This window comes from Pseudomonas sp. TMW22091, assembly GCF_022496705.1.
In the GTDB taxonomy this organism is placed as follows: Bacteria; Pseudomonadota; Gammaproteobacteria; order Pseudomonadales; family Pseudomonadaceae; genus Aquipseudomonas; species Aquipseudomonas saxonica.
In genome coordinates this window covers 179,381-206,156 of the sequence record NZ_SCFI01000001.1, presented here as the reverse complement: position 1 = coordinate 206,156, position 26,776 = coordinate 179,381, and the positions used below count along the sequence as shown (strand labels likewise).

Below are 26,776 nucleotides of genomic sequence, written 5' to 3'. Positions count from 1 at the left end.
AGGTCACAATCGTCGGTTAGTCGTTACGGGCCCCACCGAAGTAGCCACAGCCACGCTGTACCTGACCGTTGATTCGCAGCTCTGCGCCCAGGTGCTGCACGCTCCCATTGGCGCTGTCGGTGCAGCGTTGCGGGGCGACCCACAGCTCGATACGTTGATGGTTGGCTTCGGTAGAGAGCGAGAAGCGACCCTCGCCCACTTGCTCTTCGACGTAGGGCAGCGCGAGATCGGGCTGGCCGTCACGCTTGATGATCATGCCTTTGCCGCTCGCTTGCACTTCCCATGCAGGGCCATTGCCATTGGCGTGCACGGTCAGTTGTTTGAAGTTGGGATCTTTGCAGGCGGTGTTGCTGCGTTCCAGGCGATACAACTGTTGTAACTGCACCTCGCCTTCAGTTCCGGGAGTTTTAGCCGAGGTAAAGCTGCCACGGATGTCAGCGAACAGCTTGCCTGGCAGGTTGGGCATATTGGTGGCGTCTTGAATCAGAGTGGTGTTAGTGCCGTCGCGCACCACATAGCGTTGTTGGCCGACGCAGGGTTGAAAAATAAGTTGGTCATTGGCCGACACCAGTTCGCCTTGTAGGCGGGTCAGGCCGGCGTTGCTGTCAACGGGTTTGCTGTTGAACAGTTGGCAGCCGGCAAACACGGGTAACAGGGCGAGTAAAACAAAAGGGCGGACAGCACGCATCATTAGGACTCCTGACTAGTGCCGCCACGTTACTCAGGCTGATCGGGCATCACAAGGGGGATATTTTACGACTACCCCACTTGATACGTTTGCCCCGTCTGTAAGCCCTCTACACTTTTGGCGTAAGCCAGTGCTGCCTCAGCGGCTGCTACAGGCTTGAATCCGCGGAAATACGGTGCGTATTTATCCATCGCCTCAATCAGTACAGTCGGACTCACTGAGTTGACCCGCAACCCGCGTGGTAGCTCAATTGCAGCGGCTTTTACAAAACCGTCCACTGCGGCATTAACCATGGCAGCGCTGCTTCCGGTGCGGATCGGTTCGCGATTGATCACGCCGCTGGTGAAGGTGAACGAGGCACCGTCATTGGCGAATTCACGACCAATCTGCAGCAAGTTGACCTGGCCCATTAATTTGTCCTGCAAGCCCAGCGCGAAGTCTTCTTCACCCATATCGCTCAGTGCTGCAAATTTGACGTTACCCGCGGCGCAGATCAATGCATCGAAGTGTCCGGTTTGCTCGAACAGTGCGCGAATGGAAGCACTGTTGCTGATATCAACCTGAAAATCGCCGCTTTTACGGCCGATGCGCACGATTTCGTGACGCGCTGACAGTTCGCGATCAATCGCTGAGCCCAGGGTACCGTTAGCGCCGATCAACAATATCTTCATTGCGATGTTCCTTCGATGATGAGGTGTGCGTTGAGTCTAGTAGTCGTTTTCAGCGGAAGCCCTCGTGCAGCACTCCGGTGCGCAGCAGTGCAAAAAAAACGGCCCGTGAGGGCCGTTTTTTACGGGCGTAAGGGGTTAGCCACCCAAGTAAGCGTCACGCACTTTTGGATCGTTTAGCAATTGCTCGCCTGTGCCTTGCATGACCACCCGGCCGTTTTCGAGCACGTAGGCGCGGTCAGCGATTTTCAGCGCCTGGTTAGCGTTTTGCTCCACGAGGAACACCGTCACACCTTCATCACGCAGCTGTTCGATGATGTCGAAAATCTGCTGGATGATGATGGGTGCCAGCCCCAAGGAAGGTTCGTCCAGGAGCAACAGTTTTGGTTTGCTCATCAGCGCCCGGCCAATCGCAAGCATTTGTTGCTCACCACCGGACATGGTACCGCCGCGCTGGGTAAAACGTTCTTTAAGGCGCGGGAACAAGTGCAAAACCTTATCCATTTGCTCCTGATAGTCGTGTTTCTCGGTGAAAAAACCACCCATGGCGAGGTTTTCTTCGACGGTCAGGCGAGCAAATACCCGGCGACCTTCAGGCACCACAGCGATGCTCTTGCGCATGATTTGTGCCGAGCTCAGCCCCACCAGTTCTTCGCCGAGGTAGCGAATGCTGCCGCTATGGGCTTGAGGTGAGCCGCATAAGGTCATCATCAATGTCGATTTGCCCGCGCCGTTGGCACCGATCAGTGTCACGATTTCGCCCTGGCGCACTTCGACATTGACGTTGTGTAGCGCCTGAATCTTGCCGTAGAAGGTCGAAACGTTTTCGAACTTAAGCATTTACGCTTCCCCCAAATAGGCTTTGATCACGTCCGGGTTATCGCGGATCTGCTCCGGTGTACCGTCAGCCAGCGGTTTGCCCTGATTGATCACGACGATATGGTCAGAAATGCTCATGACCAGTTTCATGTCGTGCTCGATCAGTAGCACCGTGGCGTTGTGCTCATTGCGTAATACGCTGATGAGCGCCTTCAAGTCTTCGGTTTCCTTGGGGTTCAAACCCGCGGCCGGTTCGTCGAGCATCAGGATGCGCGGGCGGGTCATCATGCAGCGGGCGATTTCCAGCCGACGTTGTTGCCCGTAGGCGAGGGTGCCCGCCGGGCGATTGGCAAACTCGGTCAAGTTGACCTTGTCCAGCCAATAGGCGGCGTACTCCATGGCCTCGCGTTCGCTCTTGCGGAACCCGGGGGTTTTGAACAGCCCGGCGAAGAAGTTAGTGTTGAGGTGGCGATGCTGAGCTATCAGCAGGTTCTCAACGGCGGTCATGTCCTTGAACAGGCGCACGTTCTGGAAGGTGCGCACCACGCCTTTTGCCGCGATTTCATGCCCGGGCAGGCCCTGGATAGGCTGATCGTCCAGCAAGATGGTACCTGCCGAGGGTTTGTAAAAACCGGTCAGGCAATTGAATACCGTGGTTTTGCCGGCGCCGTTAGGGCCGATCATGGAAACCACCTGTTTTTCCTGGACGGTCAGGGATACCCCATTCACCGCCAACAAGCCGCCAAAGCGCATGCTCAGGCCGCTGACTTTCAGAATCTCGCGGCTCATTTTCGCAGCTCCAGGTGAGGACGTTGCATGGGTAGCAGGCCTTGCGGACGCCAGATCATCATCAGCACCATCAATGCTCCGAACAGCAGCATCCGGTACTCACTGAAGTCTCGCATCAATTCGGGCAGCAGGATCATCACCACGGCGGCCAGAATCACTCCCAATTGTGAACCCATGCCACCCAATACCACGATGGCCAAAATAATCGCCGACTCGAGGAAGGTGAAAGATTCTGGCGTCACCAGGCCTTGGCGTGCGGCGAAGAAGCTGCCTGCAAAACCGGCAAAAGTGGCGCCCAGGGTGAAAGCCGACAGTTTGATGATGGTCGGATTCAAGCCCAGTGCACGGCAGGCAATTTCGTCTTCACGCAGCGCTTCCCAGGCGCGGCCGATAGGCATGCGCAGCAAGCGGTTGATCACGAACAGAACGATCAGTACCAACACCAGTGCGATCAGGTACAGGAAGATCACTTTGTTGATCGAGTTATAGGGAATGCCGAAATATTCGTGAAACGTCTGCATGCCCTCGGCGGCTGTGCGGTCGAAGCTCAGGCCGAAAAGAGTCGGTTTCGGAATGTTGCTGATGCCGTTTGGCCCGCCGGTGATGTCCGTCAGGTTACGCAGGAACAAGCGAATGATCTCGCCAAAACCCAGGGTGACGATTGCCAGGTAGTCGCCGCGTAAACGCAGTACCGGGAACCCGAGCAGGAAGCCGAAGGTAGCGGCCGTCAAGCCGGCCAATGGCAGGCAGACCCAAAAGCTGAAGCCCAAGTAGTGCGAGAGCAGCGCGTAGGTGTAAGCGCCCACCGCGTAGAAGCCCACGTAGCCGAGGTCGAGCAGGCCAGCCAAACCGACCACGATGTTAAGGCCCAGGCCCAGCATCACGTAGATCAGGATCAGGGTGGCGATGTCTACAGCGCCGCGTGATCCGTAGAACGGCCAGATCAATGCCAGGACGACCAGTGCGAGAATGATCCAGCGCTGGGTGCTGGGCAGGGTCAGGAAGTTGGTCGCTTTGCCTGGGACCTTGGGCATGTTGGGTGAGGATTTCCAGGCGGCACTCAGTTGATCGCTGAACAGCACGCGCAGGAACAATAGCAACGAGCAGATGGCGATGACGCTGAGTGTGAAGGCGCTGGTGTTGTGAACTTCGATATTGACCCCGACGATAGTCAGTTTCAGACCGAGTATCGGGTAGGCCACTGCCCAGACCAACAGGGCGCTGAACAGCGCCGATTTAAGATGCCTAGTCATACTTTTTCAATCTCCGGACGTCCCAGAATGCCGGTCGGACGAAACAGCAGTACCAATACGAGCAAGCCGAAGGCCACTACGTCTTTGTACTGGTCGCCAAAAATATCGGCACCAAAGGCTTCGGCTACACCGAGAACCAAACCACCCAACATCGCGCCGGGAATGCTGCCTATTCCGCCTAAAACCGCAGCGGTAAAGGCTTTCAGCCCTACCAGGAAGCCGGAGCCGGGGTTGATCACGCCGTATTGCACGCTGATCAGAACGGCTGCAACGGCAGCCAACGCCGCGCCAATGACAAAGGTCAGGGCAATGACGTTGTTGGTATTGATGCCCAGCAGGTTGGCCATCTTCATGTCTTCGGCGCAGGCACGGCAGGCGCGGCCCAAGCGTGAACGGGAGATAAACAGGGTCAGGCCGAGCATGGCCAGAAGCGTGACCACGAAAACGACGATTTGCATGTATGAGACAACGACTTCACTTGCACCGCCCGGGCCAAAGGTGAAACCGCCGGGAATCAGGTTAGGGATCGATTTGTCTTTTGAGTCTTGAGACAGAAGCACCATGTTTTGCAGGAAGATCGACATACCGATGGCAGAAATCAACGGGATGAGGCGATTGCTGCCCCGTAGAGGACGGTAAGCCACCCGTTCAATGCTGTAGCCATAGGCACTGGTGACCACGATGCTGGCGATAAACGCCCCGGTCAGCAGTAATGGCACGCTGTCCAGACCCATCATGGTCAGGCCGGCGATGGCAATAAACGCGATATAGGAACCAATCATGTACACCTCGCCATGGGCGAAGTTGATCATTCCAATGATGCCGTAAACCATCGTGTAGCCGATGGCGATCAGGGCATACGTGCTGCCAACGTTGAGGCCGTTAACCAGCATTTGGAAGAAGTGATAGATGTCAGGCATTACAAAGCTCCTAAAAACCTGAGACGCATTTCACTGGTGGAGTCATTTTCCGGCCTGTGTTGCATGGGATTTCACCCACTTCGGACACAGGTCATTTGCCAGCGAACCGCTGGTGACGGTTTTAAAGATTTTCAGGTGGGCGAGTCTTCGGATCACGAAAGCGCGGCCCCATGTGCGTCAAACAATGATCGGTAAAACAAAACCCACCGCTCGCGCAGTGGGCTTTGTGGTCAGATCAGCGATCAGCCCTTACTGAGGGGTTGCTTCGGTTTTAGGTTTGCCGAAGTGCCATTCGTAGACGACGAATTTGAAGTCTTTCAAATCGCCTTTGTCGTCAAAGGACAGATCGCCAGTAGGGGTTTTGAAAGTGCCAGCGTGGATAGCCTCGGCCACTTTGGCCGGGTCTTCGCTGTTGGCTGCTTTGATACCGCCAACGATGACGTCAACCGCGGAGTAAGACGGGAACACGAATGGACCGGTCGGATCTTGCTTTTTGTCTTTAAACGCCTTAACCAGCGCGGCGTTGGCAGGGTCTGTATCGAACGCTTTAGGCAGGGTTACCAGCAAGCCCTCGGACGCACCTTGGGCGATTTGCGAGATGGAGTCGTTACCCACACCTTCAGGCCCCATGAACTTGGCTTTCAGGCCTTTTTCTTGAGCCTGACGCAGAATCAAGCCTAGCTCTGGGTGGTAACCGCCGTAATACACGAAATCTACGTCAGCTTGCTTGAGTTTGGCGATCAGGGAGGCGAAGTCCTTGTCACCGGCATTGATGCCTTCAAAGACAGCAACCTTGACGCCTTTGCTTTCCAGGGTTTGTTTAACAGCCGTGGCGATGCCTTCACCGTATTGCTGTTTATCGTGTACCACCGCGACGACTTTAGGTTTTACGTGGTCAGCGATGTAGTTACCGGCAGCTGGACCTTGGGCGCTGTCCAGGCCAATGGTGCGGAACACCAATTTGTAACCACGCGAAGTGATTTCAGGAGATGTGGCAGCTGGCGTGATCATGATCACGCCTTCATCTTCGTAGATATCCGACGCAGGCTGAGTGGAGCTGGAGCACAGGTGGCCGACTACAAATTTAACGCCGTCGTTGACCACTTTGTTGGCCACTGCAACCGCTTGTTTCGGGTCGCACGCGTCGTCGTACTCTTTGGCCTCAAGCATCTTGCCATTCACGCCACCTTTGGCATTGATGTCTTCAATGGCTTGGTTGGCACCCATGAACTGCATGTCACCGTACTGGGTAACAGGGCCGGTTTTAGGGCCGGCAATACCGATCTTGATGGTGTCTGCGGCAAATGAATGGCTGGCAACCCCGGCCAGAACCATTGCGGCAAACAGTTTAGTAATGTGCTTAGTAGCCATCTCTATTGGTGCTCCACTCTATGTTGTAATTTTTATAGTCCTGGAAGCCAAGGCAGCCGGACCGGGTATTCTTCTGCGCGAATTTCCCGGTCAATCCCCCCTGCAACTGTACCGGTACAGTGTAGAGCGCCGGTTCTGCGCTTGAATAGCAGGCTGCAGGTGGAAAAAACAGGGAATGTCGCTTAAACGAAAGAAAGAGACAGAAATGCGGCGAATTTTGCTGATCATTGTTATCAGGATGTTGCCAGCTAATTCAGGCATTTCTGCGCCTTTGTGCTTTCGTCGCTCTGCGCCTTTATTCGGGTTTTTCTACCGGGTCAGCGGCGCTATCATTACGCCGATTTTTTTACCTGGTGGAACCCATGACGCAAGAACCTAGCACCCTCTATGCCAAGCTGCTTGGCGAGACTTCAACTATTGAATGGAACGCCTTACAGCCGTTCTTCGCCAAAGGGGACCTGTTGTGGGTTGAGCCGGGTCTGGACTTGATCGAAGCAGCGCAGGCCGTGACTCAGGATGATGCAGCGAAAGTCTCGGCCTGGATGGCATCTGGCCTGCTTGGGAGAATGACGGGAGAGCAGGCGCTAGACGTGCTTGAGCGCGACCCGCAGCTCTGGGCCGTGGTGGTTTCGCCTTGGGTAATGGTCCAGGAAAGGGCGCAGCAATAGGTTGGCGCACCATTGCGGTGCGTACCTGTTCGTTCATTGACGGGGCAGGAACGGGTAGGGAAGTAACCTGTTTCAGGGTAGTGGCTAATTGCCGTAGATAATCGCTACAGTCAGCGCTGCGGCGTTTGAAGCGTTACAAGCCCTCTACCGCTGGGCAGAGGGCTTGTGGCGCTGATGGTCGATTAGCCTGCGACCAGTACTCGAATGGCTTCAAGACGCAAGGCTGCTTTTTCAAGCATTGCCAGGCTTTGTTCGCGTTGTTTGCGCAAGGCAACCAGTTCGCTGTCACGTACGCTCGGGTTGACCGCTTGCAAGGCTGTCAGGCGGGCCAGTTCTTCTTCGGTGTCGGCAGCCAGGCGGCGTTTGGCTTCGGCGACGCGCTCGGCGTGACGGGGCGCGATCTTGGCTTCACCGGCGTTGATCTTCGGTGTCAGGGTGTCGCGCTGAGCCTGAATGAACTTGTTGGCGCTGGCGCGTGGAACGCTTTCCAGTTGCTCGTTCAGGGTGTCAAAGGCCACACGCGACGACAGATCATTGCCATTGGCATCCAGCAGGCAACGCAGTGCTGCTGGCGGCAAGTAACGGCCCAGTTGCAGTGACCGAGGCGCAACGACTTCGCTCACGTAGATCAGCTCAAGCAGCACAGTGCCGGGTTTCAGCGCCTTGTTTTTGATCAGCGCGACAGCCGTGTTGCCCATGGACCCAGACCTTACGAGATCCATCGCGCCTTGCACCATCGGGTGTTCCCAGGTGATGAATTGCATGTCTTCGCGGGACAGCGCCAGGTTACGGTCGTAGGTGATGGTCACCCCTTCGTCATCGCCCAGCGGGAAGCTGGCGTCGAGCATTTTCTCGCTCGGTTTGAGGATCAGGGCATTTTCCGAGTGGTCTTCGCTGTCGATACCAAAGGCGTTAAACAGCGTTTCCATGTAAATCGGCAAGGTGAATTGATCGTCTTGCTCAAGAATCGCTTCAACCAGTGCTTCGCCTTCACCCGAACCCCCGGAGTTCAACTCCAGCAGGCGGTCACGACCGGTGTGCAGCTCCTGTTCGAGGCGCTCGCGTTCAGTGCGTGCTTCATCGATCAGCGCTTGCCACTCTTCATCGTCAGCAGCTTCCAGTAATGGCAACAGCCGAGGACCGAACGTATGTTGCAGTGCGTTACCGGTCGGGCAGGTGTTGAGGAAGGCATTCAGCGCTTCGTGGTACCACTGGAACAGGCGCTGTTGCGGGCTGGTCTCAAGGTACGGCACATGCAACTCAATGACGTGCTTCTGGCCGATACGGTCCAGACGCCCAATGCGTTGCTCAAGCAAGTCAGGGTGTGACGGCAGATCGAACAATACCAGGTGGTGGGCAAACTGGAAGTTGCGACCTTCACTGCCGATTTCAGAGCAGATCAGCACTTGAGCCCCGAACTCTTCATCAGCGAAGTAGGCGGCCGCACGGTCGCGCTCAAGAATGTTCATGCCTTCGTGGAAGACGGTGGCTGGAATGCCGGAGCGCACGCGCAGGGCGTCCTCCAGATCCATGGCCGTCTCGGCGTGGGCACAAATCACCAGCACTTTGGTGCGTTTGAGCATTTTCAGGGTGTCGATCAGCCACTCAACACGCGGGTCGAAGTTCCACCAGCGTTGTTCATCAGTGGCGTCCGGCTGGGCCTGAAAGCTGACCTCGGGGTACAGCTCGGCGTGTTCGCCCAGCGGCAGCTCAAGGTATTCGTCCGGGCATGGCAGCGGATACGCATGCAGTTTGCGCTCAGGGAAGCCCTGAATCGCGGCGCGGGTGTTACGGAACAGGACGCGGCCGGTGCCGTGACGGTCGAGCAGCTCGCGAACCAGGCGGGCGCTGGCCTCGCTGTCACCTTCGTTGACGGCTGCCAGCAAGGCATCGCCCTGAGCGCCGAGGAAATTGTGAATGGTGTCGTGAGCCTGTGGCGAAAGACGGCCTTTATCCAACAGTTCTTGTACGGCTTGAGCGACCGGGCGATAGTTTTCGCTCTCGGCGCGGAAGGCGGCCAAATCGTGAAAACGATTGGGGTCAAGCAGGCGCAGACGGGCGAAGTGGCTGTCCTGACCCAGTTGTTCCGGTGTTGCGGTCAGCAGCAGCACGCCCGGGATGACGCCGGCGAGTTGCTCCACCAGACCGTATTCAGGGCTGACTTGATCTTCGTGCCACACTAGGTGGTGAGCCTCATCGACCACCAACAGGTCCCAGTCGGCATCAAAGAGGGCGGCCTGCGCTTTAGGATCGTCAACCAGCCATTCAAGAGCGACCAAGGCCAGTTGGCAGTCTTCAAACGGATTGCTGGCGTCGCTTTCAATGAAACGTTCTTCATCAAACAGCGCAACTTCAAGGTTGAAGCGACGGCGCATCTCGACCAGCCATTGATGCTGGAGGTTTTCCGGGACGACGATCAGTACACGGTTGGCGCGGCCACTGAGCAGTTGGCGATGAATCACCAGACCGGCTTCAATGGTTTTACCCAGGCCTACTTCATCCGCCAGCAATACGCGTGGAGCGATTCGGTCGGCCACTTCGCGGGCAATGTGCAATTGATGCGCGATAGGCTGCGCACGTACGCCACCCAGGCCCCACAACGGCGATTGCAGTTGGCGGCTGGTGTGCTCCAGGGTGTGATAACGCAGTGAGAACCAGGATAGCGGGTCGATCTGACCTGCGAACAGGCGGTCGCTGGCCAGGCGGAACTGGATAAAGTTAGACAGCTGCGTTTCTGGCAGGGTGACCGGCTCGTTTTGCTCGTTGAGCCCGTGATAGACCATCAAGCCGTCGACATCTTCGACTTCGCGCACGGTCATTTTCCAGCCTTCGAAGTGGATGATGGTGTCACCCGGCGAAAAACGAACCCGCGTCAGCGGTGCGTTGCGCAGCGAATATTGGCGGGTTTCGCCAGTGGCCGGATAGAGCACGGTCAACAAGCGACCGTCCTGTGCCAGAACGGTGCCTAAACCTAGCTCTGCTTCGCTGTCACTAATCCAGCGTTGCCCCGGTTGATACTGCTGCGCCATGCTGCCTGACTCCCGCTTTGAAAAAGCCGAGTATATTAACGCAGCAGGGGCCTCAGTCCAAAGGTCTCTCACAAAAAGCTGATCAGCAACCGAATGAGTATTCGATAAGCGGTTAAGGAGAACACCTGCATGCTGCCACCGATCTTGCCTTTGAGCGTTGTACCCGTGACGTCGCAACAGGATCCGGTGCGCCCGCGGCCGGACATTCCACCCGTAGTGCCTGCCCAGCCTTCGTCGGCAGACAGCACGATCAACCTGAGTGAGGGCGACCGTGAGCGGGCCGCGTTGTTGCTGCGTGAAGAACAGCAGCGTCAACACGACAAGCGCCGCGGTGAAGCTGAGGCCTCGTTGCCGCACGACGAGTCGGGCGAAGAAAGCGATGTGGTTGATCTGCCTGCTGTAGATGGGTTGCAGCGTCAGGGCGTGTGGGTGGATATCAAAGTCTGAGCTGTTTTTACTGGTCATGGGGATGAGGCCGTCGCATTATTGGCCCATAACACACACAGACAGTGACCTTATAGCGCCATGAGCCAAGACAACACGCTGGTCGACTTGGGTGCCGAGCGCGCCAAGCGAGTGCATGACCTCAAAGAAAAGAAGTTGAACGAAGTACGCTTGGCTTTCGAGCAGGCGATGCCTTTGTCAGCCGTCAAGAAAAAGCCCAAGAAAAAATCCAAAAAGCGCTGAAGTCCGGCGATTTAGATGATCTGTGTCAACCCTCCCGTTTAAGTGACTCCGATCGTGGATCATTATTGATCCCGGTCAAGGTCTGCACCTGCGTGTGTGGTTAATCTAGCTTCAACACACAGACAGACACGCAGGAGGCCGTCATGTTTCTCGATAACGTTGTTATCGCCGGGGTACTTACGGTGGGACTCATGATGGTGTTTTTTGCGGGTCTGGGCATTTTTATCTGGAAGGACTCTCGCAAGCGCAAGTAGCGCGAGTTTTTTTGGGGTATGAGCACGCAAGGCATTTTGGGCGACTTCGGTCGCCTATTTTTTTGCCCGAAGAACACTACCCATGATCACCATGCAGGGGAGGGCGGCGCAGCTCACCCTCACCCCAGCCCTCTCCCAGCGGGAGAGGGCTGGGGTGAGGATTCTTTGGCATAAAAAAAGGCACGACCCTGAGGGGCGTGCCTTCTCATGTTGCCAGGCGGTTATCAGGCGAGTGCTTTGGAAGCCAGCCAGAACAGCGCTGCAGACAGTGCAATGGTAGCGGGTAACGTCAGTACCCACGCCATCAGGATGGTCTTGATCGTACCGCCTTGCAGGCCGCTTTTATTCGCGACCATCGTACCCGCTACACCCGACGACAAAATGTGCGTCGTCGATACTGGCAGCGAGTAGACGTTAGCCAGGCCAATGGCAAGGGTGGTAGTGATTTGCGCCGACATGCCTTGGGCATAGGTCATGCCCTGCTTGCCGATTTTCTCACCGATGGTTTTAACCACACGTCTCCAGCCGACCATGGTGCCCAGGCCCAATGCCAGCGCAACCGCCAGAATCACCCAGAACGGGGCGTATTCCGTGGTGGCCGTCAGGTCTTTGCGTAGTTTTTCGAGGTCCGCTTTCTCGCGGTTATCAAGCACTGGCAATTTGCTGACTTTCTTGGCGGTGTCGTCCAGGCACAGCAGGTAGCGACGAATTTCGATGCGCTTTTCAGCCGGGATCGAGTGATAGTCAGCCACGCCTTTCAATGAACCCAGCAACGCCGCAATGGTCGGCTCGGTTTGCTGCGGGTTGCAGCTGAACTGCTCTGGCAAGTCGCCTTTAGCACTTTTGCCCAGTGCCAGGAATTCACTCAGGGTGGCGTTGTTGCGCTGGTAGAACTGGCTCAGATGCAAGGTGGCATCGCGAGTTCGCTCAATTTGATAGGTCGTACTGTTGAGGTCCAACACAAAGACACTCGGGACGATACCAATCAATACCAGCATGATCAGGCCAATGCCTTTCTGACCATCGTTGGAGCCGTGAACAAAGCTTACGGTCATGGCGCTGATCACCAGCACCAGACGGTTCCAGAAAGGTGGATGCTTTTTGTCATCCATCTTGCGGCGCTGTTCCGGGGTCTTGTGCATCTTGGAATTAGGACGCCACCACTTCAGGCCGATCAACAGCAGAGCTGCAATCAGAAAACCGGCGAGTGGCGAGAAGACCAGCGAGGCGCCAATGTCGATCGCCTTCTGCCAGTTCACGCCTTCACTCACAGGAATACCCGTGATCAAGGCATTGGCCAGGCCTACACCGAGGATCGAACCGATCAAGGTGTGGGAGCTCGACGCTGGAATCCCGAAATACCAGGTGCCCAGGTTCCAGGTAATGGCAGCAGCGAGCAGCGAGAACACCATAGCCAGGCCGTGTCCGGTATTCACATTCACCAGAAGCTCAACGGGCAGCAGGTGGACGATGGCATAAGCCACGCCTACACCGCCCAGCAGAACGCCGAGAAAGTTGAACACACCGGAGAAGAACACCGCCAGATGAGGCGGCATGGCTTTGGTGTAGATGACGGTCGCTACCGCATTCGCGGTGTCATGAAAGCCATTAATGAACTCAAACGCGAGAACAAAGGCTAGGGCGAAGAAGAGGCTGACAAGAACCCAGGCATCCAATGCGCTTAGTAAATCGATCATGAAGGTTTTCTGACACGGACATAAAGGGGGCGGAATTATGCCAGAAAACCCCGTGAATCAATGCACTAGCTGCTGGTTGGTAACATCTATAAATGAAAAATCTTGTAAGACACAGCGGGTTTTGAAAACAGAAAAAGCGCTACAAGCCCCTGAAAACAAAGGCTATAAGCGATCACGAATGAGTGGCTAACGCTTCTGGTTGAGTCTGATTCTGCTGTATGAAATATCTCATATCAGACGTTCGGCTGGGGTAGGTTCCAGCTTCAACGCAGCAAACGGACACATTCGTGATCATAAACGCAGGGCATCGAGCAAGGCTCGGGGAGCTCAATCCGAGGCTCACGATTCCTCGGATTTGAGCTCTTTTTCAATTTTTTGGATTTCCTGGCTGAAAGCCTGATCGAGCAGGCTGGCGCGTTTTTTCCAGGGTTTGCGCTCGGGCTCAGGTTGCGCGGCGTAGGTCGTTATTTCGCCGCCGTAGACTTCCTTGTAACGTTGTTCCTGACGCTCAAGTTCTGCGCGCAGTTCGTCTTTCGTCGTCACAGTGTTACCTAATTGAGTAGTGGTTAAATGGATTAGACCATCGTGTATTAGAGCCGGGAAGATGAGTTAATTAAACTCGTCTTTAGAAACTACCTGCCAGCAACTTTAGCGGCAAACATCGTGTCCATTCCTACGGTATCAATTAACAGTGGCACCGTGCGCAGGGGACACTTTAATGTTCCACCCGCGGGGGCAAGAAGCTCGGGAGTAGATTGGATCCAATCCGTATCAGTGTGCCTGAGCTCTTGCACTCATGATGCTGCTGGCCATAAAGGCTCAAGGGATGGCGCTACTATCGCTGAATAACTTCGTTTACGTCAACTTCCAGATGATCGACGTGTAACAGAAGCGGCACGATTAACTAAGCGCTTCGCCATCCGGTTAATAATGGGCGAGCCAGTGAAGTATACGCGGATATTAGTGTCTTCCCTGAACGGATTTAAAACGCGCGCTTAATAAAAGAGAGTTTCGACTGAGCTTCTCGTCTGTATGTAAGTGTTCAATACCCGGAGGGAGCGACATACAGATGGCGGCAGGAAAGCAGATTGCGATTATCGGACGAAGGTTCGATAATCGCCCAACTTAGCGTGCGCCCTACAGGTTTTTGGCTCAAGCAAGCCTGTCATTGCAACCAATAGTCAACGCAGGGGTTAGGAATGAATGATCAAATGCGCACGTCCACTTCCTCTATCGCTCCGCCTATCGTGGCGTCTCCTGCAAAGCGAATCCAGGCGTTCACCGGTGACCCTGATTTTATGGCGTCGTTGGCACGTGGCCTGGCTGTGGTGCAAGCCTTTCAAGAGCGCAAACGGCATTTGACGATTGCGCAGATCAGCCACCGTACCGAGATTCCGCGAGCTGCGGTACGTCGATGCTTATACACGCTGATCAAGTTGGGTTATGCCACAACGGACGGTCGTACCTATTCCTTGTTGCCCAAAGTGTTGACGCTAGGTCATGCCTACTTGTCATCAACACCGCTGGCGGTTTCAGCCCAGCCCTATCTGGACCGCATGAGCGAGCAGTTGCACGAGGCGTGCAACATGGCGACCCTTGAGGGTGACGACATCTTGTACATCGCCCGTTCGGCGACTACGCAACGTTTGATCTCAGTAGACCTTTCAGTGGGCGGGCGCCTACCGGCCTATTGCACCTCCATGGGCCGAATATTGCTGGCCGCGCTGGACGATGTAACGCTGCATGAATATTTGGCCAATGGTGAATTTCAGGCTAAAACCAGTCGCACCGTTCACACGCCCCAGGCGCTGCTTGAATGCTTGCAGAAAGTGCGAGAGCAGGGCTGGTGCATTGTCGATCAAGAGCTGGAGCAGGGGCTGCGTTCTATTGCCGTGCCGGTCTACGACGCTTCGGGGCAGGTTCTGGCCGCGTTGAACGTCAGCACCCATGCCGGACGGGTAACACGTACGGAGCTTGAACAGCGCTTTCTGCCCATCATGCTCAGCTCTAGCCGTGAATTGAGTGCCCAGCTGTTCACCTAAGGTGCAGCGAACACATTCCTCCCCCCCCCCCCATTCCATTAGCCAGCACACTAACTATGTGTTCGATAAACGAACACATAGTCGATTATCGGATTGTTTTGGCCCGTGACGGCGGCTTAACCTGCTGAGCATACGGTGTCGCCTCGGCGCGCCTTTCTCTACTGCAAGTGGCCAACAAGAAACGGGAGCTACCCCTCATGGCAGACATCATTTCACTGCACGACGCCGTGAAACAATTTGTGGGCGATGGCGATACCGTTGCCCTCGAAGGTTTTACCCATTTGATTCCGACTGCTGCAGGTCATGAAATCATTCGTCAGGGCAAGAAAGACCTTACTCTGGTACGCATGACGCCTGACCTGATTTACGACCAGTTGATCGGTGCCGGGTGTGCGCGCAAATTGATTTTTTCATGGGGGGGCAATCCTGGCGTGGGTTCATTGCACCGTTTGCGCGATGCCGTCGAAAAACAGTGGCCGCAGCCATTGGAAATTGAAGAACACAGCCACGCCGATCTGGCCAATGCCTACGTGGCAGGGGCTTCGGGCTTACCATTCGCCGTGCTGCGAGCCTATGCCGGTTCAGACCTGCCCAAAGTTAACCCGCTGATCAAAACCGTCACTTGCCCGTTCACAGGCGAAGTGCTGGCAGCGGTGCCGTCGGTGCGCCCGGACGTTACGGTCATTCATGCACAAAAGGCTGACCGCAAAGGCAATGTGCTGTTGTGGGGGATTTTGGGCGTTCAGAAAGAAGCCGCACTGGCTGCCAAACGCTGCATCGTGACCGTTGAAGAAATCGTCGACGATCTGCAAGCGCCCATGAACGCCTGCGTGTTGCCGACCTGGGCCTTGAGCGCAGTGTGCCATGTGCCTGGCGGCGCCCATCCGTCCTATGCCCACGGCTACACCGAGCGTGATAACCGCTTTTACCAGGCGTGGGACCCAATTGCCCGTGACCGCGAAACGTTTACCGCGTGGATTAACGAGTTCATTCGTGGCACTGCCAATTTCAGCGAATTCCAAGCCAAATTGGCGCGCGCTTCGGAGGCAAAATAATGACGTACTCCACCAATGAAATGATGACCGTTGCTGCTGCTCGTCGCCTGAAAAACGGCTCGGTCTGCTTTGTCGGCATCGGTCTACCTTCCAAAGCCGCTAATCTGGCGCGTCTGACCTCGTCGCCTGACGTGGTGCTGATTTATGAATCTGGCCCGATTGGCGCCAAACCGAACGTGCTGCCGCTGTCGATTGGCGATGGGGAGCTGGCTGAAACGGCAGACACTGTTGTCTCCACTAGTGAGATTTTTCGCTATTGGCTGCAAGGCGGCCGCGTTGACGTAGGCTTTTTGGGCGCGGCTCAAGTCGACCGCTTTGGCAATATCAACACCACCGTAGTAGGTGATTATCACCAGCCAAAAGTTCGCCTGCCGGGGGCCGGTGGAGCGCCGGAGATCGCCGGCTCAGCGAAAAGCGTGCTGATTATCCTCAAGCAGTCGGCGCGCTCGTTTGTTGAGCGTCTGGACTTCATTACTTCTGTGGGGCATGGCGAGGGCGGTGATTCACGCAAGCGTCTGGGCCTACCGGGCGCTGGGCCAGTGGGCATCATTACTGACCTGTGCATCATGGAGCCGGAAGCCCAAACCCACGAATTTGTAGTGACTGCCCTGCACCCAGGCGTGACCCGCGAGCAGGTAATTGGCGCGACGGGTTGGGCTATTCGTTTTGCCGATAACGTTGAGCAGACCCCTGTGCCTACCGAAGTGGAGCTTAAAGCCCTGCGTGATCTGGAAGCACGTACTGCCCTGGCCCACGGCCAAACGCCAGGAGAAGCGTGATGCGCGAGGTCTTTATTTGCGACGCAATTCGCACCCCTATTGGGCGTTTTGGCGGTGGTTTGGCAACGGTGCGTGCTGATGATCTGGCCGCCATACCGATCAAGGCGCTGATGGAGCGCAACCCTAGCGTGCAGTGGGCTGAAGTCGACGAGGTGTTCTTCGGTTGTGCCAATCAGGCCGGTGAAGACAATCGCAATGTGGCGCGCATGGCCGCCTTGCTGGCCGGTCTGCCGGAGACAATTCCTGGGGTGACCCTCAACCGCTTGTGCGCTTCAGGCATGGATGCCATTGGCACGGCTTTCCGGGCCATTGCCAGCGGCGAGATGGAGCTGGCGATTGCTGGCGGTGTCGAGTCCATGTCTCGCGCACCCTTCGTCATGGGCAAGGCGGATGCAGCGTTTTCGCGCAAAATGAAGCTGGAAGACACCACGATTGGCTGGCGCTTCATCAACCCGTTGATGAAAGCTCAATACGGCGTGGATGCCATGCCACAGACGGCTGATAACGTGGCCGACGACTACGGTATCTCACGCGCCGATCAGGATGCGTTTGCCTTGCGCAGCCAGCAGCGCACTGCGGCAGCCCAGGCAGCAGGCTACTTCGCGGAGGAAATCGTGCCGGTACGCATCGCCCATAAAAAAGGCGAGACCGTGGTTGAGCACGATGAGCACCCCCGTGCCGACACGACTCTGGCAACACTCAGCAAGCTCAAGCCGGTAAACGGCCCGGATAAAACCGTCACCGCGGGCAACGCTTCGGGTGTCAATGATGGCGCGGCAGCCTTGATTCTGGCTTCCGCCGAGGCGGTTAAACGTCACGGCCTGACGGCTCGGGCGCGTGTGCTGGGCATGGCCAGTGCCGGCGTCGCACCTCGGGTCATGGGTATCGGCCCGGTGCCTGCGGTGCGCAAGCTGGTTGAGCGCCTGGGTGTGGCCGTCAGTGACTTTGACGTGATCGAACTCAATGAAGCCTTTGCCAGCCAAGGGCTTGCAGTGTTGCGCGAGCTGGGGCTGGCAGACGATGCGCCGCAGGTTAATCCCAATGGCGGGGCGATTGCCTTGGGTCATCCATTGGGGATGAGCGGGGCGCGTATTGTGATGACCGCATTGCATCAGCTGGAGAAAACCGGCGGCAAAAAAGGTCTGGCGACCATGTGTGTCGGCGTCGGCCAAGGTCTGGCATTGGCGATTGAACGAGTCTGACAGCGTGATGTGAAAAAGCCGGGCGATTGTTCATTCAATCGTTCGGCTTATTGTGATTAAGGCGTTACATGTTGCAAGGTATGTCGGTAAGCAACTAAACCCTGATGAGTATAAAAAACATGACAACAGCCACTCACTACACAGGAGAGGAACGCAGAAAAAGGATTTTTGCGATTGTCGGTGCTTCTTCCGGCAACCTCGTCGAATGGTTCGACTTCTACGTTTATGCCTTTTGCGCGATCTACTTTGCGCCTGCTTTCTTCCCATCCGATGACCCGACGGTTCAATTGCTGAACACGGCCGGGGTATTCGCAGCTGGCTTTTTGATGCGTCCTATCGGCGGCTGGATTTTCGGCCGCGTGGCCGACAAACACGGCCGCAAGAACTCAATGATGATATCGGTGCTGATGATGTGCGCCGGTTCACTGGTGATTGCCTTCTTGCCGACCTATGCCTCAATCGGCGCCTGGGCGCCGGCGTTGCTACTGGTAGCGAGGCTGTTCCAGGGGCTGTCGGTGGGCGGTGAGTACGGCACCACGGCGACCTATATGAGCGAAGTGGCCCTCAAAGGTCAGCGTGGCTTTTTTGCGTCCTTCCAGTACGTCACCCTGATCGGCGGGCAACTGCTGGCCGTATTGGTGGTAGTGATCCTTCAGCAATTTCTGTCGGAAGACGAGTTGCGTGCCTGGGGCTGGCGCGTGCCGTTCGTGATCGGAGCCCTGGCGGCGCTGATCTCGTTGATGCTGCGTCGCTCCCTGAAGGAAACCACCAGTGCTGAAACGCGACAGGATAAGGACGCTGGCAGTATCAGAGCCTTGTTCCGCGACCATAAAGCCGCGTTTATTACCGTGCTGGGTTACACCGCAGGTGGTTCGCTGATTTTCTACACCTTTACAACGTATATGCAGAAGTACCTGGTGAACACGGCCGGTATGCATGCCAAAACCGCCAGCTACATCATGACCGGCGCTCTGTTCCTTTATATGTGCATGCAGCCGGTGTTCGGCATGTTGGCGGACAAGATTGGCCGCCGCCAGTCGATGCTGTGGTTTGGCGCGCTGGGCACACTGTGCACGGTGCCGATCCTGATGACATTGAAAACCATCTCCAGTCCGTTTTTGGCGTTTGTGCTCATCACGCTGGCGCTGGCGATTGTCAGCTTTTACACCTCGATCAGCGGATTGGTTAAGGCTGAAATGTTCCCGCCTCAAGTGCGGGCGCTGGGTGTCGGTCTGGCTTACGCCGTAGCCAATGCCATTTTTGGCGGGTCAGCGGAGTACGTGGCGCTGGGGCTCAAGTCGATGGGCATGGAAAACACCTTTTACTGGTATGTGACGGCCATGATGGCCATCGCTTTTCTGTTCAGCTTCCGCTTGCCCAAGCAACCCAAGTACCTGCACCACGACCTATGAAGCACCGCGCGCGTCTTTGAAGGGCGCGCGCCTTCCAGGAAGGGTTTATGAGCGAGTGCAAGAGTCACCAACTGTTCGATGCGTACTTCACGGCCAAGGCCATGGGCGACGTGTTCAGTGATCATGGTCGGGTTCAGGCCATGCTGGATTTTGAAGCGGCACTGGCGCGTGCTCAGGCGCGGGTCGGGCTGATCCCTCAGTGCGCGGTGATGCCAATTCACGTGGCATGCCGAGCCAGCTTGTATGACTTCGAAGCCTTGGGGCAGGCAATTGCCACAGCGGGGAACTCGGCAATTCCTTTGGTCAAAGCCTTGGGCAAACAGATAGCCATCGCCGCGCCAGAGGCAGAACGCTATGTGCATCTGGGCGCTACCAGTCAGGATGTGATGGATACCGGGTTGGTGTTGCAACTGCGATCAGCCCTCGCCTTGATTGATCAGGATCTGCGTCGGCTGGGCGATGTGCTGGCCGAGTTAGCCCTGCGTTATGCCACTACGCCGCTCGCCGGTCGTACCTGGCTTCAGCAGGCCACGCCTGTCACCTTGGGCATGAAAATAGGCAGTTGGCTGGGGGCGGTGAGCCGTAACCGTCAGCGTCTGGGTGAATTGAAACCCCGCTTGCTGTGCCTGCAATTTGGCGGAGCTTCGGGCACCCTCGCTTCACTGGGTGATCAAGCATTGCCCGTGGCACACGCGTTGGCCGAAGAGCTTCACTTGCAGCTACCCGAACAGCCCTGGCACACCCAGCGTGACCGTTTGGTGGAGTTCGGCGCGGTTTTGGGTCTGATTGCGGGCGGTCTCGGCAAAGTTGGCCGTGACATCAGTTTATTGATGCAGACCGAAGCCGCTGAAGTATTCGAACCCTCGGCACCGGGTAAGGGCGGCTCTTCAACCATGCCGCACAAGCGCAACCCTGTGGGTTCGGCGGTGTTGATCAGTGCCGCCACACGTGTGCCGGGTTTGCTGAGCATCTTGTTCAGCGCCATGCCGCAAGAGCATGAGCGCAGCCTGGGGCTGTGGCACGCCGAATGGGAAACCCTGCCCGAGATTTGTTGCCTGGTGTCCGGGGCACTGGCTCAAGCGCTCACGATTGCGCAAGGGCTGGAAGTGGATGCCGAGCGCATGGCCAGCAACCTTGATCTGACCCATGGTTTAGTGCTCGCTGAGGCGGTCAGCAGTGTGCTGGCTCAGCGCGTTGGGCGTGAAACAGCCCATCACTTGCTGGAGACATGTTGCAAGCGGGCCGTCGCCGAGCATCGCCACTTGCGCGCGGTACTGGGCGAAGAGCCTCAAGTGTGCGCCCAACTGTCGTCACACGAACTGGATCGCCTGCTTGATCCGGCTTATTACCTTGGTCAGGCGACGACGTGGGTTGAGCGCGCGCGGGCTGAACATTTTGCACTTGAATCATAAGAAGGAGCACTGCGTGGGACGTGTACAACTTGCTGAAGGTGAACTCAATTACCAGCTGGACGGCCCGCAAGGTGCGCCGGTGCTGGTCTTGTCCAACTCGCTGGGCACGGATCTGGGCATGTGGGACACGCAGATGCCTGCGTTTACCGAGCATTTTCAGGTACTGCGCTACGACACCCGTGGTCATGGCCAGTCACTGGTGACCAAAGGTCCGTACACCATTGCTCAACTGGGCGCTGATGTGTTGGCCTTGCTGGATGCGCTGAAAATCGAGCGTGCTCATTTTTGCGGCTTGTCGATGGGGGGATTGATCGGTCAATGGTTGGGCATCAATGCCGGGTCTCGCCTAAATAAATTAGTGGTGTGCAATACCGCCGCCAAGATCGGCGAGCCGGCCGTGTGGAACCCGCGTATTGAAATGGTGCTGCGTGAAGGTGCAGCGGCCATGGCCGGTCTGCGTGATGCGTCAATTGCCCGCTGGTTCACCCCAGACTTTGCCCAGGCCAACCCCCAGCAAGCCAAGCGCATTACCGATATGCTGGCCGCCACCTCGCCACAGGGCTACGCCGCCAATTGCGCAGCGGTGCGCGATGCTGATTTTCGTGACCAGTTAGGCTCAATCACGGTTCCCATGCTGGTGATTGCCGGCACTGAAGACGCGGTCACTCCGCCTTCGGGCAGCCGTTTCATTCAGGAACATGTACAGGGCGCGCAGTATGCCGAGTTCCATGCCGCTCACCTGTCCAACGCGCAGGCTGGTGATGCTTTCAGCCGGCGAGTACTGGATTTTCTGTTAGTTGAGAAGTCGGTTTAAGGAGCGTTTTGTGGACGAGAAACAACGTTACGACGAAGGCATGAGCGTGCGCCGCGAAGTGCTTGGCGATGCCCATGTGGATCGCAGTCTCAATGCCCTGACCGAATTCAACAGCGAATTTCAGGAAATGATCACCCGCCATGCCTGGGGTGATATCTGGACTCGCCCGGGCCTGCCGCGCCATACCCGCAGCCTGATTACCATTGCCATGCTGATTGGTATGAACCGCAGTGAAGAATTGAAGTTACACCTGCGGGCGGCCGCCAATAATGGGGTGACCCGTGCCGAGATCAAGGAAGTGTTGATGCAGAGTGCCATTTACTGCGGCATCCCGGCGGCCAATGCAACGTTCCATCTGGCTGAGTCGGTGTGGGATGAACTGGGTGTTGAGTCGCGCGGCTGATTCAAAGCGTTTTGATACCCCGTAGCCGCTGACGAGGAACGAAGGCTGCGATCGGCGGCAAAGCCGCCGTAAAACCTGGCACGCCGAGGTGCCCGATTGTGCGAACGCTTTGCGCTCGATCGCAGCCATCGTCAGCGACTACAGGCGCCTTCGCCGCATTAAACAACAAACCCGCCAAAAGGCGGGTTTGTTGTTTAACCGGTATGCATCAAGCCTTGGGCGGCTCGTCCGAAATTGGACGGTTTTGCCCGGTCTGTTCGTACCAGCCACCACCCAGTGCCTTGTACAGATTGACCTCACTGGTCAGCTGCGACAGGCGATCAGTGATCAAGGATTGCTGCGCGCTGAACAACGAGCGCTGAGCATCAAGGAAGGTCAGGTTGCTGTCGATGCCGATGCGATAACGACGCTCTGCCAAGCGATAGTAATCCTGGTTGGCATTGACGAATTGGCTTTGAGCCTCCAACTGCTGTTTGTAGGTCTCGCGGGATGCGAGCCCGTCAGAGACTTCCTGAAACGCCGTCTGGATCGTTTTCTCATACTGAGAAACAGTGATCTCTTTCTGGATTTTCGAGTAGTCCAGGCTTGCGCGCAAAGCCCCTGCGTTAAAGATCGGCAGGGTGATTTGCGGCGAGAACAGCCACGTACCCGAACCGCCCTTGAACAATCCTGACAAGTCAGGGCTCAAGGTCCCGGCATTGGCTGTGAGGCTGATGCTAGGGAAGAACGCTGCACGTGCGGCCCCGATGTTGGCGTTGGCGGCCAACAGCTTATGCTCGGCTTCAAGGATGTCCGGACGACGTTGCAACAAGTCTGACGGCAAGCCTGCCGGGACTTCATTCAACAGGTCGACGGCCAGCGGTTTGGCTGCCGGCAGGTTGTCCGGTAACGATGTACCTAACAGTAGAACCAGACTGTTCTGATCCTGAGCGACCTGACGGGTATAGCGTGCCAGTTGCACCTTGGCGTTTTCGACAGAGGTCCGCAACTGGCTCACATCCAGTGCCGAGGCCACACCCACTTCGTTGCTGCGCAAGGTCAGCTTGTAGCTCTCGTTGAAGTTTTTCAGCGTGTCTTCAGTGAGCTTCAGCAGTTCTTTGTCAGCCTGCCAGGTCATGTAGGCATTGGCGACACTGGCCACCAGACTGATCTGGGTGGTGCGTCGCGCTTCTTCGGTTGCAAAGTAGTTCTGGAGCGCTTGTTCACTGAGGCTGCGGACTCGGCCGAACAGGTCCAGTTCGTAGGCACTGACCCCAAGGGTCGCCGAGTACTGGCTGGTGATGCCCGACTCTCCGGTTTGCGACATGCGCGCCGGGGTGCGTTGACGACTGCCGCTGGCATCCGCATTGACCGCCGGAAACAGATCGGCACGCTGGATACGGTATTGCGCTGCATACGCGTCGATGTTCAACGCTGCGACCCGAAGGTCGCGGTTGTTGACCAAGGCCGTTTGAATCAGCTGTTGCAGGGCAGGGTCATGGAAAAACTGACGCCAGCCTTGTTCGGCGGCGGCCTGGTTGGCCGACTCCGCAGGTGAGTAAGCCGGGCCTTTAGGGTACTGCGCGGCTACCGGCGCTTCAGGGCGCTGGTAATCCGGGATCAACGAGCAGCCGCCCAGCGTAAACGCGGCGATAGCTACTGCGAGAAGCGACTTGCTCATTGGCCAGCCTCTTTATTTGGAGTTTTAGTCAGGTCCACTTTCTTTTTACCTTCGGCGCGGTTGCCGACGGAGGACACGGCTACGAAGAACAGAGGCACCCAGAAGATGGCCAGAATGGTAGCGCTCAACATACCACCGATTACGCCGGTACCGATGGCATGCTGGCTGCCCGAACCTGCACCATTGGAAATGGCCAGTGGCACCACCCCGAGGATAAAGGCCAGCGAGGTCATGATGATCGGACGCAGACGCATACGGCACGCCTCAATCGCGGCCTCCGTCAAGGTTCGGCCCTGTTCGTGCAGCTCCTTGGCAAACTCGACAATCAGAATGGCGTTTTTCGCTGCCAGACCGATGGTGGTTAACAGCCCCACCTGGAAGTACACGTCGTTGGACAAACCACGCAGGCTGGTAGCCAGCAATGCACCGATAATCCCCAGCGGCACCACCAACATGACCGCAATCGGAATCGACCAGCTTTCATACAAGGCTGCAAGGCACAGGAAGACCATCAGCAAGGAGATTGCGTACAGTGCAGGTGCTTGCGAACCGGACAGACGCTCCTCGTAAGACAGCCCCGTCCAGGCAATACCGACGCCTGCTGGCAGCTTCTTGGCCAGTGCTTCAACTTCTGCCATCGCCTCGCCGCTGCTGTAGCCCGGAGCGGGAGCACCCAGAATCTCCATGGCTTCTACACCGTTGTAACGCGACAGCTTGGGTGCGCCGTAGGTCCATTCGCCGCGGGCGAAGGCCGAGAAGGGCACCATCGTTCCCTGATCGTTTGTGACGTACCACTTTTTCAGGTCTTCGGGGTTCATGCGCGAGGTCTCATTGCCTTGCAAGAACACCTTCTTCACCCGTCCACGGTCGATAAAGTCGTTGACGTAACTGGCACCCAATCCGATAGACAGCGTGTCGTTGATGTCTGACAGGCTGACCCCCTGAGCGCGTGCTGCTTCATCATCGATGATCAGTTTGTACTGAGGTTCGTCGTTCAAACCGTTCGGACGTACGCCGGACAGGATCTTGCTCTGCGCGGCCATACCGAGGAACTGGTTACGCGCTTGCATCAGTTTGTCATGACCGATACCGGCCCGGTCTTGCAGATAAACGTCAAAACCGGTGGCGTTACCCAACTCCATTACTGCCGGGGGAGCAAAGGCGAACACCATCGCATCGCGGAACGTGGCGAAGTGCTTCTGTGCCCGTGCTGCCAAGGCAAATACGCTGTCTTCAGGGCCACGCTCGCTCCACGGCTTGAGCATGATAAATGCCAGGCCAGAGCTTTGACCGCGACCTGCAAAGTTGAAGCCGTTTACCGTAAAGACTGACGATACGGACGAAGCCTCATCTTTGAGCAGGTATTCACGCATCCTGTCGATGACGTCTTGTGTACGCTCAGCAGTCGTTCCAGGTGGTGTCTGAACTTGGGCAAACAACACGCCCTGATCTTCTTCTGGAAGGAAGGAAGTAGGGATACGCGTAAACAGGAAGACCATGCCCACTACAATCAATACGTAGGCCAGAAGGTATGGAGCTTTGTGGCGCAGGATGCTGCCGACGCTGTTTTCGTAGCGTTTGACGCCGCTGTCGAACGTGCGGTTGAACCAGCCGAAGAATCCGCGCTTGTTCTCGCCGTGATCGCCTTTGGCAATCGGTTTGAGAATCGTGGCACACAAGGCTGGGGTAAAGATCAATGCGACCATTACCGACAGCGCCATGGCCGATACGATGGTGATCGAGAACTGACGGTAGATCACACCGGTAGAGCCGCCGAAGAACGCCATTGGCAGCAATACGGCCGACAGTACAAGGGCGATACCGACCAGTGCGCCCTGAATCTGGCCCATGGACTTTTTGGTGGCTTCTTTGGGCGATAATCCCTCTTCGGCCATGACCCGCTCGACGTTTTCGACCACCACAATGGCATCGTCCACCAGCAAGCCAATGGCAAGTACCAAGCCAAACATGGTCAGCGTGTTAATGCTGAAGCCTGCCGCAGCGAGGATCCCGAACGTACCCAGCAATACCACCGGAACAGTCATCGTAGTGATGATGGTGGCGCGGAAGTTTTGCAGGAACAGGAACATCACCAAAAACACCAGTACAACCGCTTCAACCAGTGTTTCAACAACCCCTTCGATGGAGGCAGAGATCACGGGTGTGGTGTCATACGGGTAAACCACTTCCATGCCAGGCGGGAAGAAGGGTTGCAGATCTGCGATGGTTTGGCGGACCGCCTTGGCGGTGTTCAGTGCGTTGGCGTCGGTGGCCAGCTTGATTGCCAGACCGGAAGACGGTTTGCCGTTGTACTGAGCGCTGACGCTGTAGTTCTCGCCCCCCAGTGCCACATCGGCCACATCACTCAGGCGAACCTGAGAACCGTCCGTGTTGACCTTGAGCAGGATTTTCTTGAATTCTTCGGCGGTCTGCAGACGCGTCTTGCCGATAATGGTGGCGTTGAGTTCCTGGCCTTTGACAGCAGGCAGACCACCCAGTTGTCCGGAGGACACCTGCACGTTCTGTGCGGTAATGGCCGATTTGACGCTAACCGGGGTCAGGTTGTACTTGTTCAACTTGGCCGGGTCGAGCCAGATACGCATGGCGTACTGGGAACCGAACACCTGGAAGTCGCCCACACCTTCGGTACGGGAGATAGGGTCCTGCATGTTGGAAACGATGTAGTTGGACAAGTCGTCCTTGTTCATCGTGCCATCAGTGGACACCACGCCAACGACCATGAGGAAGTTTTTCACTGCCTTGGTCACGCGGATACCTTGCTGCTGAACTTCTTGCGGCAGCAGCGGTGTCGCCAGGTTGAGCTTGTTTTGTACCTGAACCTGCGCGGTATCAGGGTCAGTACCCTGGTTGAAGGTCGCGGTAATGGTCATGCTGCCGTCGGAGTTACTTTCCGAGGAGACATAACGCAAATGATCGATGCCGTTCAACTGCTGCTCGATCACTTGAACCACCGTGTCCTGAACGGTTTGCGCCGAAGCGCCCGGGTAGGTCACGGAAATCGAGATAGCCGGTGGTGCAATGCTCGGGTACTGGTTGATCGGTAGCTTGAGGATCGACAGCCCCCCAACCAGCATCATCACCAGGGCAATTACCCAGGCGAAAATTGGACGGTCGATGAAAAAATTCGACATGG

The 26,776-nt window shown here is 56.6% G+C and carries 24 protein-coding genes; 12 read left to right on the top strand and 12 right to left on the bottom strand.

Annotation, left to right across the window (positions count from 1 at the left end; translation table 11 throughout):
* Positions 1 to 16: 16 nt before the first annotated feature.
* From EQV93_RS00945 to EQV93_RS00915, 7 genes are all read right to left on the bottom strand, one after another.
* Complete coding sequence (locus tag EQV93_RS00945) at positions 17 to 688, bottom strand: COG3650 family protein (RefSeq protein ID WP_411172350.1); 672 nt, start codon at positions 686 to 688, stop codon at positions 17 to 19.
* Between the two features lie 71 nt (positions 689 to 759).
* Positions 760 to 1,359, bottom strand: coding sequence for a short chain dehydrogenase (locus tag EQV93_RS00940; RefSeq protein ID WP_122784738.1), 600 nt, complete (start codon positions 1,357 to 1,359; stop codon positions 760 to 762).
* A 135-nt stretch (positions 1,360 to 1,494) separates the two neighbouring features.
* Complete coding sequence (locus EQV93_RS00935) at positions 1,495 to 2,196, bottom strand: ABC transporter ATP-binding protein (protein WP_122784737.1); 702 nt, start codon at positions 2,194 to 2,196, stop codon at positions 1,495 to 1,497.
* The gene (gene livG / locus EQV93_RS00930; protein ID WP_122784736.1) at positions 2,197 to 2,964 is read right to left on the bottom strand and encodes a high-affinity branched-chain amino acid ABC transporter ATP-binding protein LivG; all 768 of its coding nucleotides are present in this window, start codon (positions 2,962 to 2,964) and stop codon (positions 2,197 to 2,199) included. It abuts the gene before it with no gap.
* Entirely contained in the window at positions 2,961 to 4,217 is a 1,257-nt protein-coding gene (locus tag EQV93_RS00925; protein WP_240890725.1) for a high-affinity branched-chain amino acid ABC transporter permease LivM, read from the bottom strand. The genes livG and EQV93_RS00925 overlap by 4 nt, the downstream gene beginning before the upstream one ends.
* Positions 4,214 to 5,137, bottom strand: coding sequence for a high-affinity branched-chain amino acid ABC transporter permease LivH (gene livH / locus EQV93_RS00920; RefSeq protein WP_003443109.1), 924 nt, complete (start codon positions 5,135 to 5,137; stop codon positions 4,214 to 4,216). Before livH ends, EQV93_RS00925 begins: the two co-directional genes overlap by 4 nt.
* Positions 5,138 to 5,386: 249 nt before the next feature.
* Complete coding sequence (locus EQV93_RS00915; protein WP_240890890.1) at positions 5,387 to 6,514, bottom strand: branched-chain amino acid ABC transporter substrate-binding protein; 1,128 nt, start codon at positions 6,512 to 6,514, stop codon at positions 5,387 to 5,389.
* A 356-nt stretch (positions 6,515 to 6,870) separates the two neighbouring features.
* On the opposite strand from EQV93_RS00915, the gene EQV93_RS00910 reads away from it, so the two are divergent.
* Positions 6,871 to 7,176, top strand: a complete 306-nt coding sequence (locus tag EQV93_RS00910; protein ID WP_122784733.1) for a DUF2288 domain-containing protein — start codon at positions 6,871 to 6,873, stop codon at positions 7,174 to 7,176.
* 182 nt (positions 7,177 to 7,358) lie between these two features.
* Here the strand turns inward: EQV93_RS00910 and rapA are convergent, their stop codons facing one another.
* Positions 7,359 to 10,205, bottom strand: coding sequence for an RNA polymerase-associated protein RapA (gene rapA / locus EQV93_RS00905; protein ID WP_122784732.1), 2,847 nt, complete (start codon positions 10,203 to 10,205; stop codon positions 7,359 to 7,361).
* A 129-nt stretch (positions 10,206 to 10,334) separates the two neighbouring features.
* On the opposite strand from rapA, the gene EQV93_RS00900 reads away from it, so the two are divergent.
* From EQV93_RS00900 to ccoM, 3 genes are all read left to right on the top strand, one after another.
* Entirely contained in the window at positions 10,335 to 10,652 is a 318-nt protein-coding gene (locus EQV93_RS00900) for an aspartate-semialdehyde dehydrogenase (RefSeq protein ID WP_240890724.1), read from the top strand.
* Positions 10,653 to 10,730: 78 nt separating this feature from the next.
* A complete protein-coding gene (locus EQV93_RS00895) occupies positions 10,731 to 10,892 on the top strand; it encodes a hypothetical protein (RefSeq protein WP_122784730.1) in 162 nt (53 codons plus the stop codon).
* A 143-nt stretch (positions 10,893 to 11,035) separates the two neighbouring features.
* Positions 11,036 to 11,146 (top strand): cytochrome c oxidase subunit CcoM, encoded by a 111-nt coding sequence (gene ccoM / locus EQV93_RS22440; RefSeq protein ID WP_280116024.1) that lies wholly within the window; start codon positions 11,036 to 11,038, stop codon positions 11,144 to 11,146.
* A 224-nt stretch (positions 11,147 to 11,370) separates the two neighbouring features.
* Here ccoM and EQV93_RS00890 read toward each other — a convergent pair whose 3' ends face one another.
* Together EQV93_RS00890 and EQV93_RS00885 are read right to left on the bottom strand one after the other, a co-directional pair.
* Entirely contained in the window at positions 11,371 to 12,843 is a 1,473-nt protein-coding gene (locus EQV93_RS00890; protein WP_122784729.1) for an inorganic phosphate transporter, read from the bottom strand.
* Positions 12,844 to 13,182: 339 nt separating this feature from the next.
* Positions 13,183 to 13,386: a hypothetical protein gene (locus tag EQV93_RS00885; RefSeq protein WP_122784728.1), complete on the bottom strand. Its 204-nt coding sequence runs from the start codon at positions 13,384 to 13,386 to the stop codon at positions 13,183 to 13,185.
* Between the two features lie 656 nt (positions 13,387 to 14,042).
* On the opposite strand from EQV93_RS00885, the gene pcaR reads away from it, so the two are divergent.
* From pcaR to pcaC, 8 genes are all read left to right on the top strand, one after another.
* Positions 14,043 to 14,885: a pca regulon transcriptional regulator PcaR gene (pcaR, locus tag EQV93_RS00880; RefSeq protein WP_240890723.1), complete on the top strand. Its 843-nt coding sequence runs from the start codon at positions 14,043 to 14,045 to the stop codon at positions 14,883 to 14,885.
* A 197-nt stretch (positions 14,886 to 15,082) separates the two neighbouring features.
* Positions 15,083 to 15,940, top strand: a complete 858-nt coding sequence (locus tag EQV93_RS00875; RefSeq protein ID WP_122784726.1) for a CoA transferase subunit A — start codon at positions 15,083 to 15,085, stop codon at positions 15,938 to 15,940.
* Positions 15,937 to 16,719 (top strand): CoA-transferase subunit beta, encoded by a 783-nt coding sequence (locus EQV93_RS00870; RefSeq protein ID WP_208727498.1) that lies wholly within the window; start codon positions 15,937 to 15,939, stop codon positions 16,717 to 16,719. The genes EQV93_RS00875 and EQV93_RS00870 overlap by 4 nt, the downstream gene beginning before the upstream one ends.
* Positions 16,716 to 17,921, top strand: a complete 1,206-nt coding sequence (gene pcaF, locus EQV93_RS00865; RefSeq protein WP_240890722.1) for a 3-oxoadipyl-CoA thiolase — start codon at positions 16,716 to 16,718, stop codon at positions 17,919 to 17,921. The genes EQV93_RS00870 and pcaF overlap by 4 nt, the downstream gene beginning before the upstream one ends.
* A gap of 119 nt (positions 17,922 to 18,040) precedes the next feature.
* Positions 18,041 to 19,333 carry an MFS family transporter gene (locus EQV93_RS00860; protein ID WP_122784723.1) on the top strand — a complete coding sequence of 431 codons (1,293 nt, stop codon included), beginning with the start codon at positions 18,041 to 18,043 and terminating at the stop codon, positions 19,331 to 19,333.
* A gap of 47 nt (positions 19,334 to 19,380) precedes the next feature.
* Positions 19,381 to 20,745 (top strand): 3-carboxy-cis,cis-muconate cycloisomerase, encoded by a 1,365-nt coding sequence (locus tag EQV93_RS00855; RefSeq protein ID WP_240890721.1) that lies wholly within the window; start codon positions 19,381 to 19,383, stop codon positions 20,743 to 20,745.
* A 13-nt stretch (positions 20,746 to 20,758) separates the two neighbouring features.
* Positions 20,759 to 21,559: a 3-oxoadipate enol-lactonase gene (gene pcaD / locus EQV93_RS00850; protein WP_240890720.1), complete on the top strand. Its 801-nt coding sequence runs from the start codon at positions 20,759 to 20,761 to the stop codon at positions 21,557 to 21,559.
* 10 nt (positions 21,560 to 21,569) lie between these two features.
* Positions 21,570 to 21,962: a 4-carboxymuconolactone decarboxylase gene (gene pcaC, locus EQV93_RS00845; protein ID WP_122784720.1), complete on the top strand. Its 393-nt coding sequence runs from the start codon at positions 21,570 to 21,572 to the stop codon at positions 21,960 to 21,962.
* 208 nt (positions 21,963 to 22,170) lie between these two features.
* Here the strand turns inward: pcaC and EQV93_RS00840 are convergent, their stop codons facing one another.
* Together EQV93_RS00840 and EQV93_RS00835 are read right to left on the bottom strand one after the other, a co-directional pair.
* The gene (locus tag EQV93_RS00840; protein WP_122784719.1) at positions 22,171 to 23,622 is read right to left on the bottom strand and encodes an AdeC/AdeK/OprM family multidrug efflux complex outer membrane factor; all 1,452 of its coding nucleotides are present in this window, start codon (positions 23,620 to 23,622) and stop codon (positions 22,171 to 22,173) included.
* Positions 23,619 to 26,774, bottom strand: a complete 3,156-nt coding sequence (locus tag EQV93_RS00835; protein ID WP_122784718.1) for an efflux RND transporter permease subunit — start codon at positions 26,772 to 26,774, stop codon at positions 23,619 to 23,621. Before EQV93_RS00835 ends, EQV93_RS00840 begins: the two co-directional genes overlap by 4 nt.
* Between the last annotated feature and the right edge of the window lie 2 nt (positions 26,775 to 26,776).

Coding starts and splice junctions, on each gene's coding strand:
- EQV93_RS00935 (WP_122784737.1), bottom strand. CDS start 2,196: ATGCTTAAGTTCGAAAACGTTTCGACCTTCTACGGCAAGATTCAGGCG.
- ccoM (WP_280116024.1), top strand. CDS start 11,036: ATGTTTCTCGATAACGTTGTTATCGCCGGGGTACTTACGGTGGGACTC.
- pcaR (WP_240890723.1), top strand. CDS start 14,043: ATGAATGATCAAATGCGCACGTCCACTTCCTCTATCGCTCCGCCTATC.
- EQV93_RS00840 (WP_122784719.1), bottom strand. CDS start 23,622: ATGAGCAAGTCGCTTCTCGCAGTAGCTATCGCCGCGTTTACGCTGGGC.
- EQV93_RS00940 (WP_122784738.1), bottom strand. CDS start 1,359: ATGAAGATATTGTTGATCGGCGCTAACGGTACCCTGGGCTCAGCGATT.
- EQV93_RS00910 (WP_122784733.1), top strand. CDS start 6,871: ATGACGCAAGAACCTAGCACCCTCTATGCCAAGCTGCTTGGCGAGACT.
- rapA (WP_122784732.1), bottom strand. CDS start 10,205: ATGGCGCAGCAGTATCAACCGGGGCAACGCTGGATTAGTGACAGCGAA.
- EQV93_RS00945 (WP_411172350.1), bottom strand. CDS start 688: ATGCGTGCTGTCCGCCCTTTTGTTTTACTCGCCCTGTTACCCGTGTTT.
- EQV93_RS00890 (WP_122784729.1), bottom strand. CDS start 12,843: ATGATCGATTTACTAAGCGCATTGGATGCCTGGGTTCTTGTCAGCCTC.
- EQV93_RS00875 (WP_122784726.1), top strand. CDS start 15,083: ATGGCAGACATCATTTCACTGCACGACGCCGTGAAACAATTTGTGGGC.
- EQV93_RS00835 (WP_122784718.1), bottom strand. CDS start 26,774: ATGTCGAATTTTTTCATCGACCGTCCAATTTTCGCCTGGGTAATTGCC.
- EQV93_RS00895 (WP_122784730.1), top strand. CDS start 10,731: ATGAGCCAAGACAACACGCTGGTCGACTTGGGTGCCGAGCGCGCCAAG.
- EQV93_RS00900 (WP_240890724.1), top strand. CDS start 10,335: ATGCTGCCACCGATCTTGCCTTTGAGCGTTGTACCCGTGACGTCGCAA.
- EQV93_RS00925 (WP_240890725.1), bottom strand. CDS start 4,217: ATGACTAGGCATCTTAAATCGGCGCTGTTCAGCGCCCTGTTGGTCTGG.
- EQV93_RS00855 (WP_240890721.1), top strand. CDS start 19,381: ATGAGCGAGTGCAAGAGTCACCAACTGTTCGATGCGTACTTCACGGCC.
- EQV93_RS00860 (WP_122784723.1), top strand. CDS start 18,041: ATGACAACAGCCACTCACTACACAGGAGAGGAACGCAGAAAAAGGATT.
- livH (WP_003443109.1), bottom strand. CDS start 5,137: ATGCCTGACATCTATCACTTCTTCCAAATGCTGGTTAACGGCCTCAAC.
- livG (WP_122784736.1), bottom strand. CDS start 2,964: ATGAGCCGCGAGATTCTGAAAGTCAGCGGCCTGAGCATGCGCTTTGGC.